Here is a 22775-nt window from a genome sequence, read left to right as displayed (position 1 = left end):
CACCCGCGACAATCTTGGTTACAGTGCGCACCAACATCGACCACAGGAATGGGCCATGACCGACAAGAGCCAACAATTCGCCAGTGACAACTATTCGGGCATCTGCCCGGAAGCCTGGGCCGCCATGGAACAAGCCAACCAGGGCCATCAGCGCGCCTACGGCGATGATGAATGGACCCACCGCGCCGCCGACGGTTTCCGCAACCTCTTCGAAACCGACTGCGAAGTGTTCTTCGCCTTCAACGGCACTGCTGCCAACTCCCTGGCGTTGTCTTCGCTGTGCCAGAGCTACCATAGCGTGATTTGCTCGGAAACCGCCCACGTCGAGACCGACGAATGCGGCGCGCCGGAGTTTTTCTCCAACGGTTCCAAGCTGCTCACCGCTCGCACCGAAAACGGCAAGCTGACCCCGGAGTCGATCCGCGAGATCGCCCTCAAGCGCCAGGACATCCACTACCCCAAACCACGCGTGGTCACCCTGACCCAAGCCACGGAAGTCGGCAGCGTGTATACCCCGGATGAAATACGCGCCATCAGCGTGACCTGCAAAGAGTTGGGGCTGAACCTGCACATGGACGGCGCGCGGTTCTCCAACGCCTGCGCGTTCCTCGGCTGCTCGCCCGCCGACCTGACCTGGAAAGCCGGCGTGGACGTGCTGTGCTTTGGCGGCACCAAGAACGGTATGGCCGTGGGTGAAGCGATCCTGTTCTTCAACCACAAGCTGGCTGAAGACTTCGACTACCGCTGCAAACAGGCCGGCCAACTGGCCTCGAAAATGCGCTTCCTGTCCGCGCCGTGGGTAGGCCTGCTGGAAAACGACGCCTGGCTCAAACACGCGCGTCACGCCAACCACTGCGCGCAACTGCTGAGCAGCCTGGTGGCGGATATTCCCGGCGTGGAGTTGATGTTCCCGGTGCAGGCAAACGGCGTGTTCCTGCAACTCTCGGAACCGGCGATTGCCGCGTTGACCGCCAAGGGCTGGCGTTTCTACACCTTTATCGGCAAAGGCGGCGCACGCTTCATGTGTGCGTGGGATACCGAGGAAGAACGTGTAAGAGAATTGGCGGCGGATATTCGGAAAGTGATGGAAGCCTGAAACCACGGGCCTTTCAGCGCATTTTCAGAGACTGTTTGTACGTATTTCTGACAGTATCTATCTACCCCCTGTCTTGGATAGGATCTCGTCACCCCGAACAAACGGACGCGTTACTTCGGGGCTGACTGCCTGCCGAATAGTCGGCTGGAAATGGAAATCCTATCGAGGGCAACATCATGGAAATTCAATGCTACACCACTGATTCGCAATCGCGCGCCGACGTCAACGCCACGCTCGTCGGCTTGGACGATCTTAGGAAGCTGGCGAACGTCGGCGACACCATCATCGAGCCATCCAGAACTCTTACCGTCACTGGAAAAGAGTTCGAAATGACAGCATCCGGCGGATACATCATCAACCTTTTTGTCCGCTAACCACTAAGGCCCGCGCCGCAGACTCATGACCTGCAACGCGGGACTGTTGATCGTTCCCACGCTCTGCGTGGGAACGATCATTGGTCAGAACTCGATGCGCACATCACCCTTCGGCACGCTGCAGCACGACAGGATGTAGCCTTCGGCTTCGTCTTCCTCAGTGATGCCGCCGTTGTGGTCCATCTCGACTTCACCGCCCAGCTTCATCACCTTGCAGGTGCCGCAGATGCCCATGCCACAGGCTTTCGGGATCAACAGCCCAAGCTTGGCCGCCGCCGCATGCACGGTTTCACCAGGGGCGACACGAATGCTTTTACCCGATGCAATGAACTCCACCTGATGCAGATCCGCCAGGTCGATTTCCGGCGCGTCGGCGGCTTGTTCGGCTTGTTCGACCGCATCCGCACGGGCTTCCGGCGGCGTGGCGCCGAACGATTCCTCGTGGTAACGCGTCATGTCGAAACCCGCCACTTCCAGCAGGCGCTTCACCGCGTTCATGTACGGCGTAGGCCCGCAGCAGAACACTTCGCGCTCCAGGAAGTCCGGCACCATCAGTTCGAGCATCTTGTGGTTCAGGTAACCGCGATAACCCGCCCATGGCTCACCCAAGCCGTGTTTCTCGCAGATCAGGTGCAGGCTGAAGTTATCGATCCGCGACGCCATGTGTTCCAGCTCACGGTGGTAGATGATGTCCTTGGGCGAACGGGCGCTGTGGATAAACGTCATGTCGACGTTGGCGTTGGTGTCGTAGAACCAGCGCGCCATGGACATGACTGGCGTTATCCCCACGCCGCCGCTGAGGTACAACACTTTCGGGCTTGGGAAGTCGATGGCATTGAACAAGCCCACCGGCCCGTGCACCGCCAGCTCTTGCCCTTCATGCAGGGTGTCGTGCAACCAGTTGGAAACCTTGCCGCCCGGCACGCGCTTGATGGTCACCGAGAAACTGTACGGCACCGACGGTGAGCTGGAGATGGTGTAGGAGCGCATGATCGGCTGGCCTTCGATTTCCAGCTCCAGGGTGACAAATTGCCCCGGCTTGAAAAAGAACAGGATCGGCTGGTCGGCCATGAAACAGAAGGTGCGCACGTCCCAGGTTTCCTGGATGACTTTGACGCAACGGACAATGTGCCGACCATTGGCCCAGGTCTGGGTGGTTACCGGATTCAGGAAATTATTGGACATGTTGTTCTCCACCGCCGACATCGGCCTTATGGTGGCGATTCTGCGTAACGCCAGAACCACCCATTTACCTATCTGCGACATTCACATACTTATCGCGACCAGGCCCCAACGACCTAGGGTTGCGCGTCGGGAACAGATTGGGCCATGTCGCCCATGGATAAGGTTCGGCGCATCGGCGGCCCCACACTCGCTCCCAACACAGACGCTTTCTTTACGCCTTGCTGCAAACCTGATTAGCCACTTATCTCGGCCACACAGAATGGCCATGAGGACACACACGATGGACGTCACCGCAACCTTAAGCTTGGGCGATCCGCTGGAACCCGCACGCAAGGCCACCGCGCAAATGCTGCAAGAGCGCGAGCGCACTTTCTCGCTGCCACAGCCGTTCTACTCTGATGAACGGCTGTTTGATATCGACATGCAGGAGATCTTCCAGAAAGAGTGGCTGATCGCCGGCATGACCTGCGAGATCCCCACCAAGGGCAACTACCTGACCCTGCAAGTAGGCAAGAACCCGATCATCGTGATCCGTGGCGCCGAAGGCGTCGTGCATGCCTTCCATAACGTGTGCCGTCACCGTGGTTCGCGCTTGTGCACCAGCGACAAGGGCAAGGTCGCCAAACTGGTCTGCCACTACCACCAGTGGACCTACGAACTGGACGGCCGCCTGCTGTTCGCCGGCACCGAGATGGGCGCCGACTTCGACATGAAGCAGTACGGTTTGAAGCCGGTGAACGTGAAGACCGCTGGCGGCTACATCTTCATCAGCCTGGCGGAGAACCCGCCGGCCATCGATGATTTCCTGTCGACGCTGAACCATTACATGGAACCCTACGACATGGAGAACACCAAGGTGGCGATTACCACCACCTTGATGGAGAAAGCCAACTGGAAGCTGGTGCTGGAAAACAACCGCGAGTGCTACCACTGCAACGCGTCGCACCCGGAACTGTTGAAAACCCTGCTGGAATGGGACGACGTCACCGACCCGCGCGCCGACCAAGCGTTCAAGGATCACGTGGCCGCCTCCGCCGCCGCCTGGGATGCCGAGAAGATCCCGTACGCGCACGCCAGCTTCGGCTTGCGTAACCGCATCGTGCGCATGCCGCTGCTCAAGGGCACCGTGTCGATGACTCTGGACGGCAAGCAGGGCTGCGCCAAACTCATGGGCCGCATCAAGAACCCAGACCTGGGCTCGATGCGCATCCTGCACCTGCCCCACTCCTGGAACCACTGCATGGGCGATCACATCATCGTGTTCACCGTGTGGCCGATCAGCGCCCAGGAAACCATGGTCACCACTAAATGGCTGGTGCACAAGGACGCCGTGGAAGGCGTGGACTACGACGTCGAGCGCATGCGCCAGGTGTGGGACGCCACCAACGACCAGGACCGTCGCCTGGCCGAAGAGAACCAGCGCGGCATCAACTCCACCGCCTACCAGCCAGGTCCGTACTCCAAGACCTATGAGTTCGGCGTGGTGAACTTTGTGGATTGGTACAGCGAGCGCATGCTGAACAACTTGGGGGCGGCTCCAGCGCCGTACCTCAAAGGTGTTGCAGTTCACGAATAACCTTTTGATCTCCAGAGGGCTGGGTTGTACAAAAAACACCCAACCCTCTGATAACCCTTGATTCCCCTGCCCTCCAGCCTTTACCCAACAAGTTATCCACAAAGCCACCCACAGCAATTGTGGGCAAGTACGCTTCCCTCCTGAAATTAAGTGAAAAAAATCCGTGACTTAATCCAGTCAGTCGGTCTGGCCCAGCCTTGTTCATTTATTGATCAAATGAATAGAAGCCATGATTTACGTGGCCTGTAGCGGTACGCGAACACCTTATCCACAGAAGCACCAACAGACTTTGGGGGCAACTCGGAGAACGCTGTGGAAAACCACCTAAAACCTTCACAAAACGCGGTTTCCAGGGATTTCAGCCGGGAAAAAAACCAATTCGATCATATTTTGATCAATCCAGTGAAAGCCTTGATTAATAAGGGCTTCAGCGGAGAGCGAACATGTTATCCACAGAAGCGCCAACAGACTATGGGGGCAAGTCGGTCTGGAGAAATGCACAAGAGCAACGAAAAACCCAAGTAAAAACCGTCAGTTAGCCTGGTTGTTTTTCGTACAGAGGGCTGCAGGGCTTGATTCACAGGGGGTGTGGACAACCGCGAACAGGTTATCCACAGACGGGTCAACAGGGATTGTGGGTAAACCCTCTGTAGGAGCCGGCTTGCCGGCGATGACGGCGTGTCAGTCGAGACATCCATCGGCTGAACGATTGCTATCGCTGGCAAGCCAGCTCCTACGGGGGGTTAGCGTACGACGCCTTCCTCTACGAGCAGTTTGAGGATAGCTTCGGCGCCCGCTTCCGGGCTGAGGCCCTTGAGCACTTGCCCACCGCCGCCACTGGCCTTGGCAGTGGCGGCTTTCATACGGTCGGCACCGCTCTTGGCCTTGATCACCTTGAGGCGTTTGGGCCTTGGTTTGGCCGGCTGGAGCACGGCGCCTGTGAGTAACTCGTCTTGTTCGATTTCGACTTCATGGGCCGCCAGCTCACCGCGCTGCGCCGGGCCGTAAGCGCTTTGCCGAGGCTTGGGCGCGGCGTTATCCACTGTCGCCAGGAACGGCAGGCGTACCTTCAGGCGCCGCCGCTGCCCGCGTGGCAAGGCTTGCAGCACATGGGCCACGCCGCCATCGATGGACTCGACCTGCGCCAGCCCGACAATCAGCGGCCAACCCAACTGCTCAGCCAGCAGGTACGGCAACATACCCGAACCTTCGCCGGTTTCGGCCTGGCTACCAGCGAGCACCACTTGGGCACCGGCGTCGCGCAGGTATTCACTGAGAACGGGCAAGGCATCGCTGCCCGCCAGTTGCTCCAGCACATGCAACTGCGGCAATCCCATGCCCAGGTAGCTACGCAGGGTCGGCTCATTGATGTTGCCGGCGTGCAACACCTGCAACTTATCCCCAGCCATTTGCAGGCCGAGCTCCACCGCACGCGCGTCTTGTTCGGCGCGGCGCGGGCGCCCGGAGGTCGGGTGGGCGCCGATGGATACCAGGCTGATGACATTCGTGTTCATGCTCATATCCTCAAGCCGCGTCGCGCTTGGCGCCGTTGCGGTAGGCCTCGACCGCAACGATCAAGGCTTGCAGAATCGCGGCGCTTTCGCCGATGACCGAGAGATCGGCCCGCTTGATCATGTCGCAACCAGGGTCGAGGTTGATCGCCACTACCTTGTCGCAGGCACCGATGCCTTGCAGGTGCTGGATCGCCCCGGAAATACCCACGGCCACGTAGACCCGCGCCGTGACCCAGGTGCCGCTGGCGCCGACTTGGCGATCACGCGCCATGAAGCCATCGTCCACCGCCACCCGCGAGGCGCCTTCGGTGGCGCCCAGGGCCGCCGCGGTCTGGTGGAACAAGGCCCAGTCCTTCACGCCGTTGCCGCCGGAGAAAATGAATTCCGCTTCGGCCATGGGAATCGCCGCCGGATCCACCGCCACCGCACCGAGGTCTTCGATGCGTGGCAGGCTGCGCGCCAGGGCTGTGGATAACTCCACGGGGAGCACTTCGTGACGGGTTTCGCTGACGGGATCGGCACATTCAACGGCCGCCAGAATCAGGCGTGGCAGCGCACGAGCCAAGTCTTCCTGGCCTGCACCGGCGCGGCCGATGCACTCGTCGCCCTTGATCTGCCAAACCCGCGTAGCCGGGCGCTCCTTGAGGCTGGCGGCAAACCGTCGGCCCAGTTCGCCGCCACCGCTGCGGCTATCGGGCAGCAACCAGTGGCGCGGGTTGAACTGGTTATCCACCGCACGCAAACCCTGCACGCGTTGTTCCGGTGAATAACCGTCGAATTCGTGGCCGTCCAGCACCAGCAGGCGGTCGACGCCTGCGGTGGCAAACGCATTTTCCTTGTGTTCGCCAAATACCACCGCCAGCACCGCGCCGTCGCTGCCAGCCAGTTGCCGGGCCAGGCCGAGCAAGTCGCGGTCGTGGCTGCTCAAGCGACCACCGACCATGTCCGGCACCACGTTGATGTAGAACGCAGGCGCCGCCACCTGATGCAGTGGCAACTGCACTTCCACGGCCGCGGTACGCTTGGCCGCGCCACCCTGCTGGGCGCCACTGCGGTCGATGCGCTTGATGCCATTGGGGCCGATGAAGCCGACGCCATGGACGTTCTTGCGGATGACCCCGTTAGGTCCCATCCAGCTGTGTTGCACCGGTTGCATCGCTGCGTGCAGCGGGTGCAGGCGGTTGCGGGCGATCCATTCGGCCCGTGGGTCGCGGCGGATAATGTCGCTCATTAATGCACCTCCGCAGGTTCACGCTTGATGGGAGCTTTGGTGGGCACTGCATCTTCAAGTAATGCGTCGGCCACCAGCTCGGCAATATCCTTGATCAACGGGCGCGGCTCGACTACGCCTTCCAGCATCGCCGTGCATTGCGGGCAACCCACGGCCACCAGCTCGGCGCCGGTTTCGCGGATGTCGTCCATGCGCATGTCCGGGATCCGTTGCTTACCGGGAATGTCGGTAATCGGCGCACCGCCACCCCCACCGCAGCAGCGTGAGCGGAAGCCCGAGCGTTGCATCTCCTTGACCTCGATGCCCAAGGCCCGCAGCACTTGGCGCGGCGCCTCGTATTCGCCGTTGTAGCGGCCCAGGTAGCACGGGTCGTGATAGGTCACACTGTTGCCTTTGTGCTGGCCCAGGTTCAGTGCGCCTTCGCCGATCAACTCGGCCATGAACGTACTGTGGTGCTGCACCAGGTAGTTGCCATTGAAGGCGCCGTATTCGTTTTTCAGCACATGGAAGCTGTGCGGATCGCAGGTGACGATGCGCTTGAAGCTGTATTTGGCCAGGGTCTGGATATTGCGCGAAGCCAGCAACTGGAAGGTCGCTTCGTCGCCCAGACGACGGGCCACGTCGCCGCTGTCACGCTCTTCCAGGCCCAGCACGGCAAAGTCGACCTTGGCGGCTTTGAGCACTTTGACGAAGGCACGCAGGGTACGTTGGTTACGCATGTCGAAGGCACCGTCGCCGACCCAGAACAGCACCTCGCAGCTGCCTTTTTCGCTGAGCAGCGGCAGGTTCAGGTCTGCCGCCCAGTTCAGGCGACCACCCGGTGCGAAACCGCCGGGGTTGTCGGTGGCGATCAGGTTCTCCAGCACTTCGGCGCCCTTGTTTGGCGTGGCGCCTTTTTCCAGGGTGAGGTGGCGGCGCATATCGACGATGGCGTCCACGTGCTCGATCATCATCGGGCACTCTTCCACGCAGGCGCGGCAGGTGGTGCACGACCACAGGGTCTCGGCGTCCACCAGGCCGTTGACGATGGGCTGGTGCGGGCTGCCGCTGTGTTCGCCGATCGGTTTGCCTGGATAGGGGCTGCCGGCGAATTTGGCATCCGTGCCGCCAGCCAGGCCAACGACCATGTCCTGGATCAGTTTTTTCGGGTTCAGTGGCTGGCCGGCGGCGAACGCCGGGCACGCGGCTTCGCACTTGCCGCACTGCACGCAGGCGTCGAAACCGAGCAGTTGGTTCCAGGTGAAATCCTTGGGTTTTTCCACGCCCAACGGCGCGGTTTTATCGCTGAGGTCCAGCGGCTTCAACCCGGTGGAACGGCCACCGCCAAAGCGCTCGGCGCGACGGTGCCAGGCCAGGTGCAAGGCACCGGCGAAGGCGTGTTTCATCGGGCCGCCCCAGGTCATGCCGAAGAACATCTCGGACACGCCCCACAGCACACCGACACCCAGCAACGCGGCCAGCAGCCAACCGCCGAAATCAGCCGGCAGGATGCCAGCCACCGGCAGCGTCACCAGAAAGAAGCTCACCGAGAACGCCATCAGGCTTTTCGGCAGGCGCATCCATGGGCCTTTCGACAGGCGCGACGGCGGATTGCGCCGACGCAGGTACACGAATGTGGCACCGACAAACATCAGCACCGAGGCCAGTAGCAAGGCATAACCGAGGATGCGGTTATGCAGGCCAAAGCCGTGCACCAGGATCGCCAACAGCGCCGACAACACAAAGCCCAGCGCGGTAGCGACGTGGGTGTTGGCGATGTATTTGTCGCGGGCAACCACGTGGTGCAGGTCGACCATGTAGCGCTTGGGCATGGCCAGCAGGCCGCCCAGCAGGTCGACCTTGGACGCGCAGCCACGGCGCCACATGTTCACCCGGCGCAAGGCGCCGAGGACAGCAAGGCCCAGGGCGGCAAACAAGAGAATAGGCAGCAAGGTGTTCAACATGGTGAAGCTCCCACAGACCACACAGGTCTACTGTGAAACTGGCGCTGAATGTGGGAGGGGGCTTGCCCCCGATAGCAGTGGGTCAGCTACAGCTGTATCAACTGACACTCCGCCATCGGGGGCAAGCCCCCTCCCACATTTTGACCGAGTACACATTGGTTCAAGGTGGCTCAGAAATCCTTGCACAAGCGCAGGGCGTCATAGATCGCAGCGTGGGTATTACGCTGCGCCACACAGTCACCAATGCGGAACAGCAAGTACCCATCACCCGCCTCGCTCAGGCACGGCTGCGGCTTGATCGCGAACAAGGCTTCGACGTCGATCTGGCCCTTGTTGCGCGAGCCTTCCTTGAGTGCGTAGTAGATGGCTTCGTCCGGGCGCACGCCGTTCTCGACGACCACCTGGTCCACCACCCGCTCCTCTTTGGCGCCGGTGTATTCGTTTTCCAGCACCGCCACCAGCTTGTCGCCTTCGCGGTAGACCTTTTCCAGCATCATGTCGCCGGTCATGATCACTTCCTTCGGGTACATGCTGCGGTAGTAGGTCGGGAACGACGTACCGCCAATGGCTACGCCCGGCTTGATGTCGTCGGTGACGATTTCGACCTGGCTGCCTTTGTCCGCGAGGAAATCCGCCACCGACATGCCGGTGAATTCGCAGATGGTGTCGTACACCAGCACGTTCTTGCCCGGCGCGACTTTGCCGTCGAGCACGTCCCAACTGCTCACCACCAAGCCTTCGGCTGCGCCCCAGTGTTCGTTCTGTTCCACGTTCGGATGTCCGCCCACCGCCAGCACCACCACGTCCGGACGTACGTCCAGGATAGTGTCGGCATCGGCGGCCACGCCCAGGCGCAGGTCGACCTTCAACCGCGCCAGTTCCAGTTGGTACCAGCGGGTGATACCGGCAATCTGGTCACGTTGCGGCGCCTTGGACGCCGTGGTGATCTGCCCACCAATAAACTCTTTTTTCTCGAACAGGGTCACGTCGTGACCACGCTCGGCGGCCACGCGCGCAGCCTCCATCCCGGCCGGGCCGGCACCGACCACCACAACCTTGCGTTTGACGCCGGTGGTTTTTTCGATGATGTGCGGCACACCCATGTATTCACGGGAGGTCGCGGCGTTCTGGATGCACAACACATCCAGGCCCTGGTACTGGCGATCGATGCAATAGTTGGCGCCGACGCACTGCTTGATTTGGTCGATCTGGCCCATCTTGATCTTGGCGATCAGGTGCGGGTCGGCGATGTGCGCACGGGTCATGCCGACCATGTCCACATAGCCGCCCTCGAGGATGCGCGTGGCCTGGTTCGGGTCCTTGATGTTCTGCGCGTGCAGCACCGGAACCTTGACCACTTCCTTGATGCCGGCTGCCAAGTGCAGGAACGGCTCCGGTGGATAACTCATGTTGGGGATCACGTTGGCCAGGGTGTTGTGCGTGTCGCAACCCGAGCCCACCACGCCGATGAAATCCAGCATGCCGGTGTCGTCGTAATACTTGGCGATCTGCTTCATGTCTTCATGGGACAGGCCGTCCGGGTGGAACTCGTCACCGCACAGGCGCATGCCTACGCAGAAGTCGTCACCGACCTCGGCGCGTACGGCTTTCAATACTTCCAGGCCGAACTTCATGCGGCCTTCGAAGGTGCCGCCCCACTCGTCAGTACGCTTGTTAACCCGCGGGCTCCAGAACTGGTCGATCATGTGCTGGTGCACAGCGGACAACTCAACACCGTCCAGGCCGCCGGCCTTGGCGCGTTTGGCGGCGCTGGCGTAGTTGCCGATCACGCGCCAGATTTCTTCCGGCTCGATGGTCTTGCAAGTGGCACGGTGCACCGGCTCACGTACGCCGGACGGCGACATCAGGGTCGGCCAGTTGAAGCCGTCCCAACGCGAGCGACGGCCCATGTGGGTAATCTGGATCATGATCTTGGCGCCATGCTTGTGCATGGCGTCGGCCAGGTTTTGGAAGTGCGGGATGATGCGGTCGGTGGACAGGTTGACCGAACTCCACCATTCCTGCGGGCTGTCGATAGCCACAACAGAGGAACCGCCGCAGATCGCCAGGCCGATACCGCCCTTGGCTTTCTCTTCGTAGTACTTCACATAGCGGTCAGTGGTCATCCCGCCGTCGGTCGCGTAGACCTCGGCGTGGGCGGTGCTGAGCACGCGGTTGCGGATGGTCAGTTTGCCGATCTGGATCGGCTGGAACATTGCTTCGAAAGCCATGGCACGGTCCTCGGCTTACAACGGCTTGACGGTGAACAGGCCGTCATCGTGGCCCTCTTCGGAGCCTCCGTAGACTTGTTCGGCGACAGTGCGGATCTGGCTGCCGCGGGCTTGCAGAATCTGGTCCATGGCGCCGGCAAACCAGCCAGTGAACATGTAGTCCACTTTGCGCCCGACCTTGCCGTACACGTACACAAACGCGGAGTGTTCCAGCTTGACGCTGCAGGTGCCCTTGTCGAGGTCGATGTCCTGAATCTTGAACAAGCCCCAGCCGCGTTGCGACAGGCGCTTCATGTAGTGCTCAAACACCGCGACGCCTTCCAGGCCGTGGCATTCAGCTTCTTTTTCACACCAGTGCCAAGCGGACTTGTAGCCAGCCTTGTAGAGGATTTCGGCGTAGGCATCGGCGCCCAGCACCTCTTCGATACCGATGTGGTTGTTGACGAAGAAATGGCGCGGCACGTACAGCATTGGCAGGGCGTCGGAGGTCCAGACACCGGTTTCGCTGTCGACTTCGATAGGCAATTGCGGGGCGATCTTGGCCATGGAAACTTAACTCCAGAAAAATTCTTGTTAATGCCCCCGGCGCGAACGGCAGGGGAAAAGATGCGTTGGCGGTGGCTTATTCGCCCCAGACGTCTTTCAAGACGTTGACCCAGTTTTCGCCCATGATCTTGCGTACCACGCGCTCGGGGTGGCCGCGCTTGAGCAGGGTCTCGGTGAGGTTGGGGAACTCGCCCACGGTGCGGATGCCCAGCGGGTTGATGATCTTGCCGAAGCTGGTCAGGCGGCGGGCATAGCCCTTGTCATGGGTCAGCATTTCGAAGAAATCCTGGCCATGGCCCTGGGTGAAGTCGGTGCCGATGCCGATGGCGTCTTCGCCGACGATGTTCATGGTGTATTCGATGGCTTCGGCATAGTCGTCGATGGTCGAATCGATGCCCTTGGCCAGGAACGGCGCGAACATGGTCACGCCGACAAAACCACCGTGGTCGGCGATGAACTTCAGCTCTTCATCGGACTTGTTGCGCGGGTGCTCTTTAAGGCCGGACGGCAGGCAGTGGGAGTAGCACACTGGCTTTTTCGATTCGAGGATGACTTCTTCGGAAGTCTTGGAGCCGACGTGGGACAGGTCGCACATGATGCCGACGCGGTTCATCTCAGCAACGATTTCACGGCCGAAACCCGACAGGCCGCCATCACGCTCGTAGCAACCGGTGCCGACCAGGTTCTGGGTGTTGTAGCACATCTGCACCACACCGACGCCGAGCTGCTTGAAGATCTCGACATAGCCGAGCTGGTCTTCAAAGGCATGGGCGTTCTGGAAGCCGAAGATGATGCCGGTCTTGCCTTGTTCCTTGGCACGGCGGATGTCGGCGGTGGTTTTCACCGGGATCACCAGGTCGCTGTTTTCACGGATCAGGGTCTGGCTGGCCACGATATTGTTGATGGTGGCCTGGAACCCTTCCCACACCGACACGGTGCAGTTAGCGGCAGTGAGACCGCCTTTGCGCATGTCCTCGAACAGGTCGCGATTCCACTTGGCAATAATCAGCCCGTCGATAACGATGCTGTCGGCGTGCAATTCGGCTGGGCTCATCAGGCGTCCCCTTATTGGCGATTCATGCGCCGAATCGTCTGCCGGCGCTTTGGGGCCAGCATATGCCCAGGGGCCGACAGAGCCGGGTGCAAAAACGACAGGGGAATTGCCGAAAGCGTCAATCCACGACAAAGGCTGGTATGAGAGGTCTGACTGGCGGCTGTTCTTTGTCTTACGCTTGAGCCAGAATTCCCGCATCACCTGATATGAGACGGCGCAATGAAATCGATTTTCCTGGCTTTGGCACTCATCGCAACCGGCGTCCACGCCGCCGAAGACACCGACAGCACGCCGTGCGATGGCATCGAAAACGACAAGCAAACCCTGGAATGCGCCTCCTATAACAAAACCACCGCCGAGCAATTGCTCAAGGATAACTATCAGGGCCTGCTGGAACGCATGGCTTCGACCTACGGCAGCGACAAGACCAAGCTGGCGGACATTACCGCTCGTCTGAAGGATGCCCAGCAGAAGTGGGAAAAGTTACGCGATGCCGACTGCGCCGTGGACACCTTCCCGGCAGTGAACGGCACCAAGGCGTATGCGATTGCGCAGAATGATTGTCTGGCACGGATGAGCGATGAGCGGTCGGAGTTTTTGGAGTCGATCGGGCAGGAATAAACGACAATCACCGCCACTTTTCTCTGAACCAAGGCTATTCATGACTATTTGCGGCATCGAAATCAAAGGCAGCGAAGCCATCATCGCGGTCGCCCTCCTGGACAATCAGGCGTTGAGCCATGTCGCCCTGGCGACCAAGAAGATCGCACTTGAAGACGACGATGAGGCCGCCAACGTCAAAGCCTTCGCCGCTCAAGTGAAAACGTTCGTACAGGAAAACGGCATCACCCGTATCGCCATCAAGAAGCGCAGCAAAAAAGGCGAGTTTGCCGGCGGCCCGACGACGTTCAAGATTGAAGGGGTGTTTCAGTTGCTGGACGGTGTTGAAGTGACGCTGCTGTCGCCGCAGACCATTAATGCGCAGAACAAGAAGCACAATTTTGATCTGCCCGCGACGCTGAACAAGTACCAACACGAAGCCTACAAAGCGGCGTGCTCGGCCCTGTTAAAGAAATAAGCCACACACAACCCTTGTAGGAGCCGGCTTGCTCGCGAATGCGGTATGCCAGTACCGAATGCATCAACTGACACACCGCCTTCGCGAGCAAGCCCGCTCCCACATTGGATTCGCGTTGTGCCTTAATCAGGTGTACGGCCCCTGTGTTGCAGCCAATCACCAAAGGTCTTGTCCTCTAGGGCATACCCTCCCCGGCTCGACTTCCACACCAGTTCCTTGTCACGCAGGGCATCGATGCAAGCCTGAATCGTCTGGGTACCTGGCACCACATCGCTGCCCATCTCTTCCAGCGCTTTGCTGACCGCCGTGAGCGTGCTGTCGGTGAACGGCGCGAAGGGTTCGTTCGTTTGCGAGCGCTCCACCATCACTTCCAGCACGGCACGCTGGGGAATGGTGAGAGTGTTCCAGGCGCTTTCGAATTCGGTCCACACACCTGCGCGCAACAGTTCGGCGCGGCTGTGCAGCAGTTGACCCAAATTGCTCGCCTCGCCCAACTCCAGCGCCACTTCTCCAATGATGGTACGAAGCATCTCGGGGCGACGGCCAACCAGCTCAAAAGCCTCATCAATATCGTCCGCGCTGAATTGGTTGGTTTTCGCCAAGTGCGCATTGAGGTGCGCGGTATAGGCTTGTGTGAACGCCTTACCCAGCAGCGGAAACGGCGTGATGCTGGAGCCGAAGAATGGCTGGCTTTTGCCCAGAACCAAATGGGCCAGCTTGTCGCGATTGGAGCCGGTGAACACCAGATGCAAACCGCTGCCCTCCTCGTCACGCCCCTGGTTGAGCTGATCCCGGGCGGCCTTCAGCGCAAACATCGCATTGATGCCTGAATCGCTGGTCAACGCGTGCTGCGCTTCGTCAATCACCAGGACCACGGGTTTTTCCGCCGCGTGATGGAGCAACTCCAAGGCCTGGGTCAACGTCGCGCCGACGGGCAATTGAGGCTTGCTGAAGTCCCAGGACAGCGTGCGCAGAAAGCTCAGTTTCTCGATCCCAAGGTTCTTGGCGAGCTTGCGAATGCCCTTTTCATAGGGAACCAGCGCTGCGGCGATGGCGCTGGCAATCAACTCTGCGGGGTCTTTTTCTTTGTCAGCCCACAGATCGACGTACACCGCCAGCCACCCTCGAAGCTGACACTGCGGGATCAGGTCCTCACGCAAAAAAGTACTTTTGCCCGTGCGACGCGGCGCCGCGAGAAACAGGCCAGAGGTGAAATCCTGGATACCGGCCCCCACCAGACCATCGGCAATACTGCTTGCCAGCGTGGGACGGCGGAATACAAAGCCGCTGTGCTTGGACATGGTTTTACACTCAATTATAGAAATGACTATAAATTATAGTCACGAGTATAATTGACTATAATTGGCCGTCAAACAACCTCTCGTCGCCGATCCTCCCGTGGACACTTGGCAAACCGCGCCCGATAACTGCGGGTGAAATACGACGGCGATTCAAACCCGCACGCAATACTCACTTCCAGCACGCTCATACCGCTTTGACGTAAGAGCTGCCGGGCTTTTTCCAGGCGCAGGCCAAGGTAGAAGTTGCTGGGGGTGTCGTTCAGGTGCAGACGGAACAGGCGCTCCAGTTGGCGACGCGTCACTTTGATCGCCTCGGCCAGGGCCAATGTGCTCAGGGGCGGCTCAGTGTGCTGCTCCATCTCGCCGATCACCTGCACCAGCTTCTTGTTGTTGATGCCGTAGCGTGTGGCGATCTGCATGCGCTGGTGGTCTTTGCGCGGGCGGATGCGGCCGAGCACGAATTGTTCGGAGACCTGGATCGCCAGCTCCGAACCGTGGGATTGGGCGATCAGGTCGAGCATCAGGTCGATGGACGCTGTGCCGCCAGCGCAGGTGATGCGACGGCGGTCGATCTCGAACAGCTCCTGGGTCACGGTGAGCTGTGGATAAGATTCCTTGAAGGCGTCGATGGCTTCCCAATGCAGGGTCAAGCGGTGGCCGTCGAGCAGGCCCGCTTCGGCGAGGACGCAGGCGCCGGTGTCAATGGCGCCGAGGGTCACGCCATCATGGTCGAGGCGGCGCAGCCAGTGTTCCAATGCGGGGGTGGCGAATTGCAGCGGTTCGAAGCCGGCCACCACCAGCAAGGTCGCGCCTTTCTTCAGCGGTTCCAACGCGGCATCGGCGTTGACCGACATGCCATTGCTCGCCAGCACCGCGCCGCCATCGGCACTCAACACATGCCAGCGGTACAGCTCGCCACGAAAGCGATTGGCCACCCGCAACGGTTCCAGCGCGGAGATAAAGCCGATGGCCGAGAAGCCCGGCATCAGCAGAAAGTAGAAATCCTGGGACATGGTGGCGCTCTCGTAGGACGGGCAGCGTGGCACTGTGATACTCCCGTTCTCGGGTGGATTCAAGGGGGCAGGTCGCTGCAGTGCAAGAGCTGGTCGCCGCCGTGCGTTTTGTCGCCCCCAAAGCTACGTAACTTGGCTCCACGGTGCACAAAGACACCGGCCCCCACAATAACGACCTGCCGAGGGATCCACCATGAACCGACTGATCAGCCGCTGTGTGCTTGCACTCAGCGCCAGCGCCATCTTGAGCACGAACGTACTGGCTGCCGACGCGGCATCCTGCCAGAACGTGCGCATGGGCGTGGTGAACTGGACCGACGTAATCGCCACCAGCGCCATGACTCAAGTGTTGCTCGACGGCCTCGGCTACAAAACCAAACAGACCAGCGCCTCCCAGCAAATCATCTTCGCCGGCATCCGCGACCAGCGCCTGGACGTGTTCCTGGGTTACTGGAACCCGCTGATGACCCAGACCATCACGCCGTTCGTCGACGCCAAGCAAGTCAAAGTCCTCGACAAGCCCAGCCTGGAAGACGCACGCGCCACCCTCGCCGTGCCGACTTACCTGGCAGACAAAGGCCTGAAAACCTTCGCGGACATCGCCAAGTTCGAGAAAGAACTGGGCGGCAAGATCTACGGCATCGAGCCAGGCTCGGGCGCCAACACCCAAATCAAGGCGATGATCGCCAAGAACCAGTTCGGCCTGGGCAAGTTCCAACTGGTGGAATCCAGTGAAGCCGGCATGCTCGCCGCCGTCGACCGGGCGGTGCGCCGCAAGGAAGCCGTGGTGTTCTTTGGTTGGGCGCCGCACCCGATGAACGTCAACGTCGCCATGACCTACCTGACCGGCAGCGACGACGCCCTGGGCCCGAACGAAGGCATGGCCACCGTGTGGAGCGTCACCGCGCCGAACTACGCCGAGCAATGCCCGAACGTGCACAAACTGCTGACCAACCTGACCTTCACCGCCGCCGACGAGAGCCGGATGATGCAGCCGTTGCTGGATCACAAGGACGCCATCGAGTCCGCCAAGCAGTGGCTCAAGGATCACCCGCAAGACCAGGCGCGCTGGCTGGAAGGTGTGACGACCTTCGACGGCAAGCCGGCCGCGGCCAACCTGCAACTGACCAGCAAATAACTTTTTCTGAACCACCGTTTCGCAGCTCAACCGGGCTGCGAACGGCACCACCACGCCTGTAAGGAACCGCCTAATGAACCACGACGTCATCATCACCTGCGCACTCACCGGTGCTGGCGACACGACCAGCCGCAGCCCACACGTGCCGGTCACCCCCAAACAAATCGCCGCCGCCGCCGTGGAAGCTGCCAAGGCCGGCGCCACCGTTGTGCACTGCCATGTGCGCGACCCTGAAACCGGCAAGTTCAGCCGCGACGTCGCCCTGTACCGCGAAGTGATGGAGCGCATCCGTGAGGCTGACATCGACATCATCGTCAACCTCACCGCCGGCATGGGCGGTGATCTGGAGATCGGTGGCGGCGAGAACCCGATGGCGTTCGGCCCCAACACCGACCTGGTCGGCCCGTTGACCCGCCTGGCTCACGTCGAAGAGTTGCTGCCAGAAATCTGCACACTGGACTGCGGCACGCTGAACTTTGGCGATGGCGACACTATTTACGTCTCCACCCCGGCGCAACTGCGGGCCGGCGCCAAGCGCATCCAGGAACTGGGCGTGAAGGCCGAGCTGGAAATCTTCGACACCGGTCACTTGTGGTTCGCCAAGCAGATGATCAAGGAAGGCCTGCTCGACGACCCGCTGTTCCAACTGTGCCTGGGCATCCCATGGGGCGCGCCGGCGGACACCACCACCATGAAAGCCATGGTCGACAACCTGCCAGCCGACGCGGTGTGGGCCGGCTTCGGCATCGGCCGCATGCAAATGCCAATGGCGGTACAAGCGGTGCTGCTGGGCGGCAACGTGCGGGTCGGCCTGGAAGACAACCTGTGGCTGGACAAAGGCGTGCTCGCCACCAACGGCCAGTTGGTGGAACGGGCGAGCGAAATCCTCAGCCGCCTGGGTGCACGGGTCATGACCCCGGCCGAAGGCCGAATCAAGATGGGTTTGACCAAACGCGGTTGATCGCTGCCACCACTATTTTAGGAATTTGCCATGAGCTTTATCACCGAAATCAAAACCTTCGCCGCCCTGGGCAGCGGTGTCATCGGCAGCGGCTGGGTGTCCCGCGCCCTGGCCCATGGCCTGGATGTAATCGCCTGGGACCCGGCGCCCGGTGCCGAAGCCGCACTGCGCAAACGTGTCGCCAACGCCTGGGGCGCCTTGGAAAAGCAAGGCCTGGCGCCGGGTGCGTCCCAGGACCGCCTGCGCTTTGTCGCCACCATTGAAGAGTGTGTGAAAGACGCCGACTTCATCCAGGAAAGCGCCCCGGAACGCCTGGAGCTGAAACTCGACCTGCACAGCAAGATCAGTGCTGCGGCCAAGCCGAATGCGTTGATTGGGTCGAGCACCTCCGGCCTGTTGCCGAGCGAGTTCTACGAGGGCTCGACCCACCCTGAGCGGTGCGTGGTCGGCCATCCGTTCAACCCGGTTTACCTGCTGCCACTTGTGGAGGTGGTCGGCGGCAAGAACACCGCGCCGGAAGCCGTTCAAGCCGCGATCAAGGTGTACGAATCCCTCGGCATGCGACCCCTGCATGTGCGCAAGGAGGTCCCAGGCTTTATCGCTGACCGTCTGCTCGAAGCGCTGTGGCGTGAAGCCCTGCATCTGGTCAATGACGGCGTGGCCACCACCGGCGAAATCGACGACGCGATCCGCTTTGGCGCGGGCCTGCGCTGGTCGTTCATGGGTACCTTCTTGACCTACACCCTGGCCGGCGGCGACGCCGGCATGCGCCACTTCATGGCGCAGTTCGGCCCGGCACTGCAATTGCCGTGGACCTACCTGCCGGCGCCGGAGCTGACCGACAAGCTGATCGACGATGTAGTCGACGGCACCAGCGATCAACTGGGCAAACACAGCATTTCGGCGCTGGAGCGCTATCGTGATGACTGCCTGCTGGCGGTGCTGGAGGCGGTGAAAACCACCAAGGCCAAGCACGGCATGACCTTCGCCGAATAACGGAACCCCTGACATGCCCGCACTCACCACCTACACCACCCAGGTCCACCCCGACTGGGTGGACTACAACGGCCACCTGCGCGACGCGTTCTATCTGCTGATCTTCAGCTACGCCACCGACGCGCTGATGGACACCCTGGGCCTGGACAGCGAAAACCGTGAAACCAGCGGCCATTCACTGTTCACCCTGGAGCTGCACCTCAACTACCTGCACGAAGTGAAACTCGGTGCCTACGTGGAGGTGCATACCCAACTGATCGCCTTTGATGCCAAGCGCCTGCACCTCTATCACAGCCTGCATTTAGTGGGAGATGAAAAGGAGCTAGCGGGCAACGAGCAGATGCTGCTGCATGTTGAGCTGGCAGGCCCGAATTCGGCGCCGTTCACCGAGGCCACATTGGAAAAACTCACGGCCATCAGTGCGGAGCAGGCTGACCTGCCGCGCCCCGCACTGCTTGGCCGAGTGATTGGACTGCCGCTGAAAAAATAGCCACCCAAAAAATAATAAGGAGCCACCATGCAAACCGCCGCTGTCGCTGTCGCCGATTTCCGTACCTACCCGAAGATCTGCGACATCGCGGACGTGCGGGTGCTGGAAGATCAAATCCTTGTGCATTGGGCCGATGGGCGGGTCAGCCCGTTCCATCATCAATGGCTGCGGGACAACTGCCCCTGTGCAGAATGTGTATACAGCGTGACCCGTGAACAAGTGCTGGAGATTGTCGACGTAGATGCCGATCTCAGGGCTGCCTCGGCACGTCTTGACCGAGGCAACCTGTGGTTGGAATGGAGCGGCGGCCACCGCAGTCAGTACGATCCCGGCTGGTTGCGGGCCCATGCCTACGACGATGAATCCCGTGCCGAACGCCGTGCGGCAAAGCCCCAATCGCAGCTGTGGGACAGTCGCTTCGAACTGCCGGCGTTCGAATACAAGGCCGTCATGGAAGACCCGAACGCGCTACTGCAATGGTTGCTGGCGCTGCGCGATTCAGGCCTGACGCAAATCCGAGGCGTCCCAACCGAGCCCGGCTCCCTGGCGCTGATCGCCAAGCGCATATCCTTCATCCGCGAGAGCAACTTCGGCGTGCTGTTCAATGTGCAATCCAAGGCCGATGCCGACAGCAATGCCTACACCGCGTTCAACCTGCCCTTGCACACTGATCTGCCCACGCGGGAGCTGCAACCGGGCCTGCAATTCCTGCATTGCCTGGTGAACGATGCCAGCGGTGGCGAGAGCATTTTTGTCGATGGGTTTGCCATCGCCCATGCGTTGCGCACAGAAGACCCCGAAGCGTTTCGCGCACTGTGTGAAATACCCGTGGAGTTTCGCAACAAGGACCGTCACAGCGACTATCGCCGCCTGGCGCCGATCATTGCGCTGGATGCGTTGGGGGATGTGGCGGAGATTCGCATGGCTAACTTTTTGCGTGGGCCGTTCGAGGCCAGTGTGGAGCAGATGCCCTTGCTGTATCGGGCGTATCGGCGGTTTATTGCGATGACGCGGGAGGATCGCTTTAGGCTGGTCAAGCGCCTGAACCCGGGTGAGTTGTGGTGCTTCGACAACCGCCGCACCTTGCATGCGCGCAATGCTTTTGATCCCACTTCGGGGGCGCGGCATTTTCAGGGGTGCTATATCGACCGGGATGAATTGCTCTCGCGCATCCTGGTGTTGCAGCGCTAGACCGTGGCGCGGCTATTGCCGGCGATGGCGTCCGTGTAATCAGCACAAATCCCAGGCAAAAAAAAGCCCCGATCCAGCCGTGACTGGATCGGGGCAGAGTGCCTTGTGTGAGCGTGACATCCTGAGGGTGACCAAACCTTCAAGTTGTTTGCTTGAGTTCAGTGTGCCCATTAATACCGTCGGTACATGGCCCGAAAACGACCTGCTCATAGCCATCTGAGGCATTCGTGCAATCGGCCCTTGCCGACCGCTTGGGTGGCTACCAGAATCCACGTCAAGCCCCGTTCCCTTCACCAGGATAAACGTCATGATGCATGCGGATTTGATTGACCAGGATGACCTGCTGGGCCAACTGCGCTCACTGGGTTTCGAAGTGTCCAGTGGCGCCACCGCCGAACAGGCCTGCGAGTGCGCCGTACGCGGTTTGAGCCCGGCGCGGGCCAAGGCCCTCAAGGGCATGGTTGAGCAGATGTACACCGGCAGTGCGACGATTCTGCCGGCCGTGAGGCAGGCAATCGACAAACAGCTGTTGCCGGCATTGGTGCAGTTCAAACAGAACTCCGGCGCCTGATAAAGCGCCATCGCAGGCAAGCCAGCTCCCACATTTGAATGTATTCACAGATCAAAATGTGGGAGCTGGCTTGCCTGCGATGAAGCCCCCTCGGTTTAGAGCCTTACGCTGGCAAACGTCGATTCATTGCGCGCCTGACTCAACGCCGACATCGGCCCCGACAACGGTGACAACACCAGCGCCTGCGGGATTGGCATCATCGCCACTTGCTGGGTGGTGTTGGAACCCACACGCTCATCCCGTGGCGGAATGCCGAAGTATTCGCGGTAGCACTTGGAGAAATGCGGTGTGGAGACAAACCCGCACACCGACGCCACTTCGATGATCGACATCGGCGTTTGCTTGAGCAACTGCCGTGCACGGATCAGGCGCAGCTTGAGGTAGTAACGCGACGGCGAACAATGCAAGTATTTCTGGAACAGGCGCTCCAACTGGCGACGCGACACGGCGACGTACACCGCCAGTTCGTCCAGGTCGATCGGCTCTTCCAGGTTGGCTTCCATCAGCGCGACGATTTCCTGCAGCTTCGGCTGGTTGGTGCCGAGCATGTGCTTGAGCGGCACACGCTGGTGATCCTGTTCGTTGCGGATGCGTTCGTACACGAACATCTCGGAGATCGCGGCCGACAGTTCACGGCCGTGGTCGCGGCTGATCAAGTGCAGCATCATGTCCAGTGGCGCGGTGCCGCCGGAGCTGGTGAAGCGGTTGCGGTCGAGGGTGAACAGGCGTGTGCTCATGGCCACGCGGGGGAAGGCTTCCTGCATCGAGGCCAGGCATTCCCAGTGCACGCTGCAATCAAACCCATCGAGCAAACCGGCGCAGGCCAAGGCCCAACTGCCGGTGCACACCGCGCCAAGGCGACGGGACTGACGCGCCTGGCTTTGCAGCCACGACACATGTTCACGGGTAACGGTACGTTGGATACCCACGCCGCCGCACACGATTACGGTGTCCAGGGCCGGGGCTTTGTGCATGGAAGCATCGGGGGTGATTTGCAGACCGTCGCTGGCCCACACCTGGTTTCCGTCGACGCTCAAGGTCGTCCAGCGATACAGCTCGCGGCCAGAGAGCTGGTTGGCCATGCGCAGGGGTTCGACTGCGGAGGCCAGGGAAATCAGCGTGAAATTGTCCAGCAGCAAAAAGCCGATGGATTGAGGCGCACGGTTCTGGGGTTGGGCCCCGGAGTTGAACGACGTCATCGCGGTATCTCCTCACACAAAGCGGGTGATGGCCTCAGGCGAGGCTCTTGTTATTGCGCTCTTCATCCAGCGAGGAGAGAGGCTTTG

General features: G+C 60.6%; 21 protein-coding genes. 11 read left to right on the top strand and 10 right to left on the bottom strand.

All coding sequences use genetic code 11. The features are described 5' to 3' along the window. The first annotated feature begins 55 nt into the window (after positions 1 to 55). Positions 56 to 1096, top strand: coding sequence for a low specificity L-threonine aldolase (locus EJ576_RS03020; RefSeq protein ID WP_028618222.1), 1041 nt, complete (start codon positions 56 to 58; stop codon positions 1094 to 1096). Between the two features lie 176 nt (positions 1097 to 1272). Beyond that, the gene (locus tag EJ576_RS03015; RefSeq protein WP_122729522.1) at positions 1273 to 1470 is read left to right on the top strand and encodes a hypothetical protein; all 198 of its coding nucleotides are present in this window, start codon (positions 1273 to 1275) and stop codon (positions 1468 to 1470) included. A gap of 84 nt (positions 1471 to 1554) precedes the next feature. Here the strand turns inward: EJ576_RS03015 and gbcB are convergent, their stop codons facing one another. Next, positions 1555 to 2655: a glycine-betaine demethylase subunit GbcB gene (gene gbcB / locus EJ576_RS03010; protein ID WP_028618224.1), complete on the bottom strand. Its 1101-nt coding sequence runs from the start codon at positions 2653 to 2655 to the stop codon at positions 1555 to 1557. Between the two features lie 280 nt (positions 2656 to 2935). On the opposite strand from gbcB, the gene gbcA reads away from it, so the two are divergent. Then, positions 2936 to 4231: a glycine-betaine demethylase subunit GbcA gene (gbcA, locus tag EJ576_RS03005; RefSeq protein ID WP_068936255.1), complete on the top strand. Its 1296-nt coding sequence runs from the start codon at positions 2936 to 2938 to the stop codon at positions 4229 to 4231. A 743-nt stretch (positions 4232 to 4974) separates the two neighbouring features. Here the strand turns inward: gbcA and EJ576_RS03000 are convergent. From EJ576_RS03000 to EJ576_RS02975, 6 genes are all read right to left on the bottom strand, one after another. Beyond that, positions 4975 to 5745, bottom strand: coding sequence for an electron transfer flavoprotein subunit beta (locus tag EJ576_RS03000; protein WP_126569537.1), 771 nt, complete (start codon positions 5743 to 5745; stop codon positions 4975 to 4977). Positions 5746 to 5755: 10 nt separating this feature from the next. Beyond that, positions 5756 to 6976, bottom strand: a complete 1221-nt coding sequence (locus EJ576_RS02995) for an electron transfer flavoprotein subunit alpha/FixB family protein (RefSeq protein WP_126569536.1) — start codon at positions 6974 to 6976, stop codon at positions 5756 to 5758. Next, positions 6976 to 8919 carry a dimethylglycine demethylation protein DgcB gene (gene dgcB, locus EJ576_RS02990; RefSeq protein WP_126569535.1) on the bottom strand — a complete coding sequence of 648 codons (1944 nt, stop codon included), beginning with the start codon at positions 8917 to 8919 and terminating at the stop codon, positions 6976 to 6978. Before dgcB ends, EJ576_RS02995 begins: the two co-directional genes overlap by 1 nt. Before the next feature lie 170 nt (positions 8920 to 9089). Continuing rightward, entirely contained in the window at positions 9090 to 11150 is a 2061-nt protein-coding gene (gene dgcA, locus EJ576_RS02985) for a dimethylglycine demethylation protein DgcA (RefSeq protein WP_016977794.1), read from the bottom strand. Between the two features lie 15 nt (positions 11151 to 11165). Next, entirely contained in the window at positions 11166 to 11696 is a 531-nt protein-coding gene (locus tag EJ576_RS02980; protein ID WP_033898043.1) for a DUF5943 domain-containing protein, read from the bottom strand. A 76-nt stretch (positions 11697 to 11772) separates the two neighbouring features. After that, the gene (locus EJ576_RS02975; RefSeq protein WP_005792153.1) at positions 11773 to 12750 is read right to left on the bottom strand and encodes a dipeptidase; all 978 of its coding nucleotides are present in this window, start codon (positions 12748 to 12750) and stop codon (positions 11773 to 11775) included. Between the two features lie 219 nt (positions 12751 to 12969). On the opposite strand from EJ576_RS02975, the gene EJ576_RS02970 reads away from it, so the two are divergent. Together EJ576_RS02970 and EJ576_RS02965 are read left to right on the top strand one after the other, a co-directional pair. Then, complete coding sequence (locus tag EJ576_RS02970) at positions 12970 to 13371, top strand: lysozyme inhibitor LprI family protein (protein ID WP_016977792.1); 402 nt, start codon at positions 12970 to 12972, stop codon at positions 13369 to 13371. 40 nt (positions 13372 to 13411) lie between these two features. After that, positions 13412 to 13828: a DUF3010 family protein gene (locus tag EJ576_RS02965; protein ID WP_126569534.1), complete on the top strand. Its 417-nt coding sequence runs from the start codon at positions 13412 to 13414 to the stop codon at positions 13826 to 13828. A gap of 122 nt (positions 13829 to 13950) precedes the next feature. Here the strand turns inward: EJ576_RS02965 and EJ576_RS02960 are convergent, their stop codons facing one another. Both EJ576_RS02960 and EJ576_RS02955 read right to left on the bottom strand, forming a co-directional pair. After that, positions 13951 to 15129, bottom strand: a complete 1179-nt coding sequence (locus EJ576_RS02960; protein ID WP_126569533.1) for an AAA family ATPase — start codon at positions 15127 to 15129, stop codon at positions 13951 to 13953. A gap of 68 nt (positions 15130 to 15197) precedes the next feature. Continuing rightward, positions 15198 to 16142, bottom strand: coding sequence for a GlxA family transcriptional regulator (locus EJ576_RS02955; RefSeq protein WP_178083517.1), 945 nt, complete (start codon positions 16140 to 16142; stop codon positions 15198 to 15200). Positions 16143 to 16335: 193 nt separating this feature from the next. On the opposite strand from EJ576_RS02955, the gene EJ576_RS02950 reads away from it, so the two are divergent. The 6 genes from EJ576_RS02950 to EJ576_RS02925 all read left to right on the top strand — a co-directional run bounded on the left by EJ576_RS02950 (position 16336) and on the right by EJ576_RS02925 (position 21489). After that, positions 16336 to 17280 (top strand): choline ABC transporter substrate-binding protein, encoded by a 945-nt coding sequence (locus tag EJ576_RS02950; protein ID WP_126569532.1) that lies wholly within the window; start codon positions 16336 to 16338, stop codon positions 17278 to 17280. Between the two features lie 73 nt (positions 17281 to 17353). Next, positions 17354 to 18241 carry a 3-keto-5-aminohexanoate cleavage protein gene (locus EJ576_RS02945; protein WP_126569531.1) on the top strand — a complete coding sequence of 296 codons (888 nt, stop codon included), beginning with the start codon at positions 17354 to 17356 and terminating at the stop codon, positions 18239 to 18241. A 30-nt stretch (positions 18242 to 18271) separates the two neighbouring features. Further along, the gene (locus tag EJ576_RS02940; RefSeq protein WP_028618235.1) at positions 18272 to 19237 is read left to right on the top strand and encodes an L-carnitine dehydrogenase; all 966 of its coding nucleotides are present in this window, start codon (positions 18272 to 18274) and stop codon (positions 19235 to 19237) included. A 13-nt stretch (positions 19238 to 19250) separates the two neighbouring features. Then, positions 19251 to 19727, top strand: coding sequence for a thioesterase family protein (locus tag EJ576_RS02935; protein WP_126569530.1), 477 nt, complete (start codon positions 19251 to 19253; stop codon positions 19725 to 19727). 27 nt (positions 19728 to 19754) lie between these two features. Next, positions 19755 to 20918 (top strand): gamma-butyrobetaine dioxygenase, encoded by a 1164-nt coding sequence (locus EJ576_RS02930; protein WP_126569529.1) that lies wholly within the window; start codon positions 19755 to 19757, stop codon positions 20916 to 20918. A gap of 307 nt (positions 20919 to 21225) precedes the next feature. Continuing rightward, on the top strand, positions 21226 to 21489 hold the full coding sequence (locus EJ576_RS02925) for a hypothetical protein (protein WP_028618238.1): 264 nt from the start codon (positions 21226 to 21228) through the stop codon (positions 21487 to 21489). 95 nt (positions 21490 to 21584) lie between these two features. Here EJ576_RS02925 and EJ576_RS02920 read toward each other — a convergent pair whose 3' ends face one another. After that, positions 21585 to 22688, bottom strand: coding sequence for a GlxA family transcriptional regulator (locus EJ576_RS02920; protein WP_005792167.1), 1104 nt, complete (start codon positions 22686 to 22688; stop codon positions 21585 to 21587). Positions 22689 to 22775: the final 87 nt, after the last annotated feature.

It is taken from the genome of Pseudomonas sp. C 49-2, assembly GCF_003970195.1.
GTDB classification, from domain to species: Bacteria; Pseudomonadota; Gammaproteobacteria; order Pseudomonadales; family Pseudomonadaceae; genus Aquipseudomonas; species Aquipseudomonas canadensis.
Note: the sequence above shows the minus strand (reverse complement) of the source record. Positions and strands in the feature narration are given on the sequence as shown.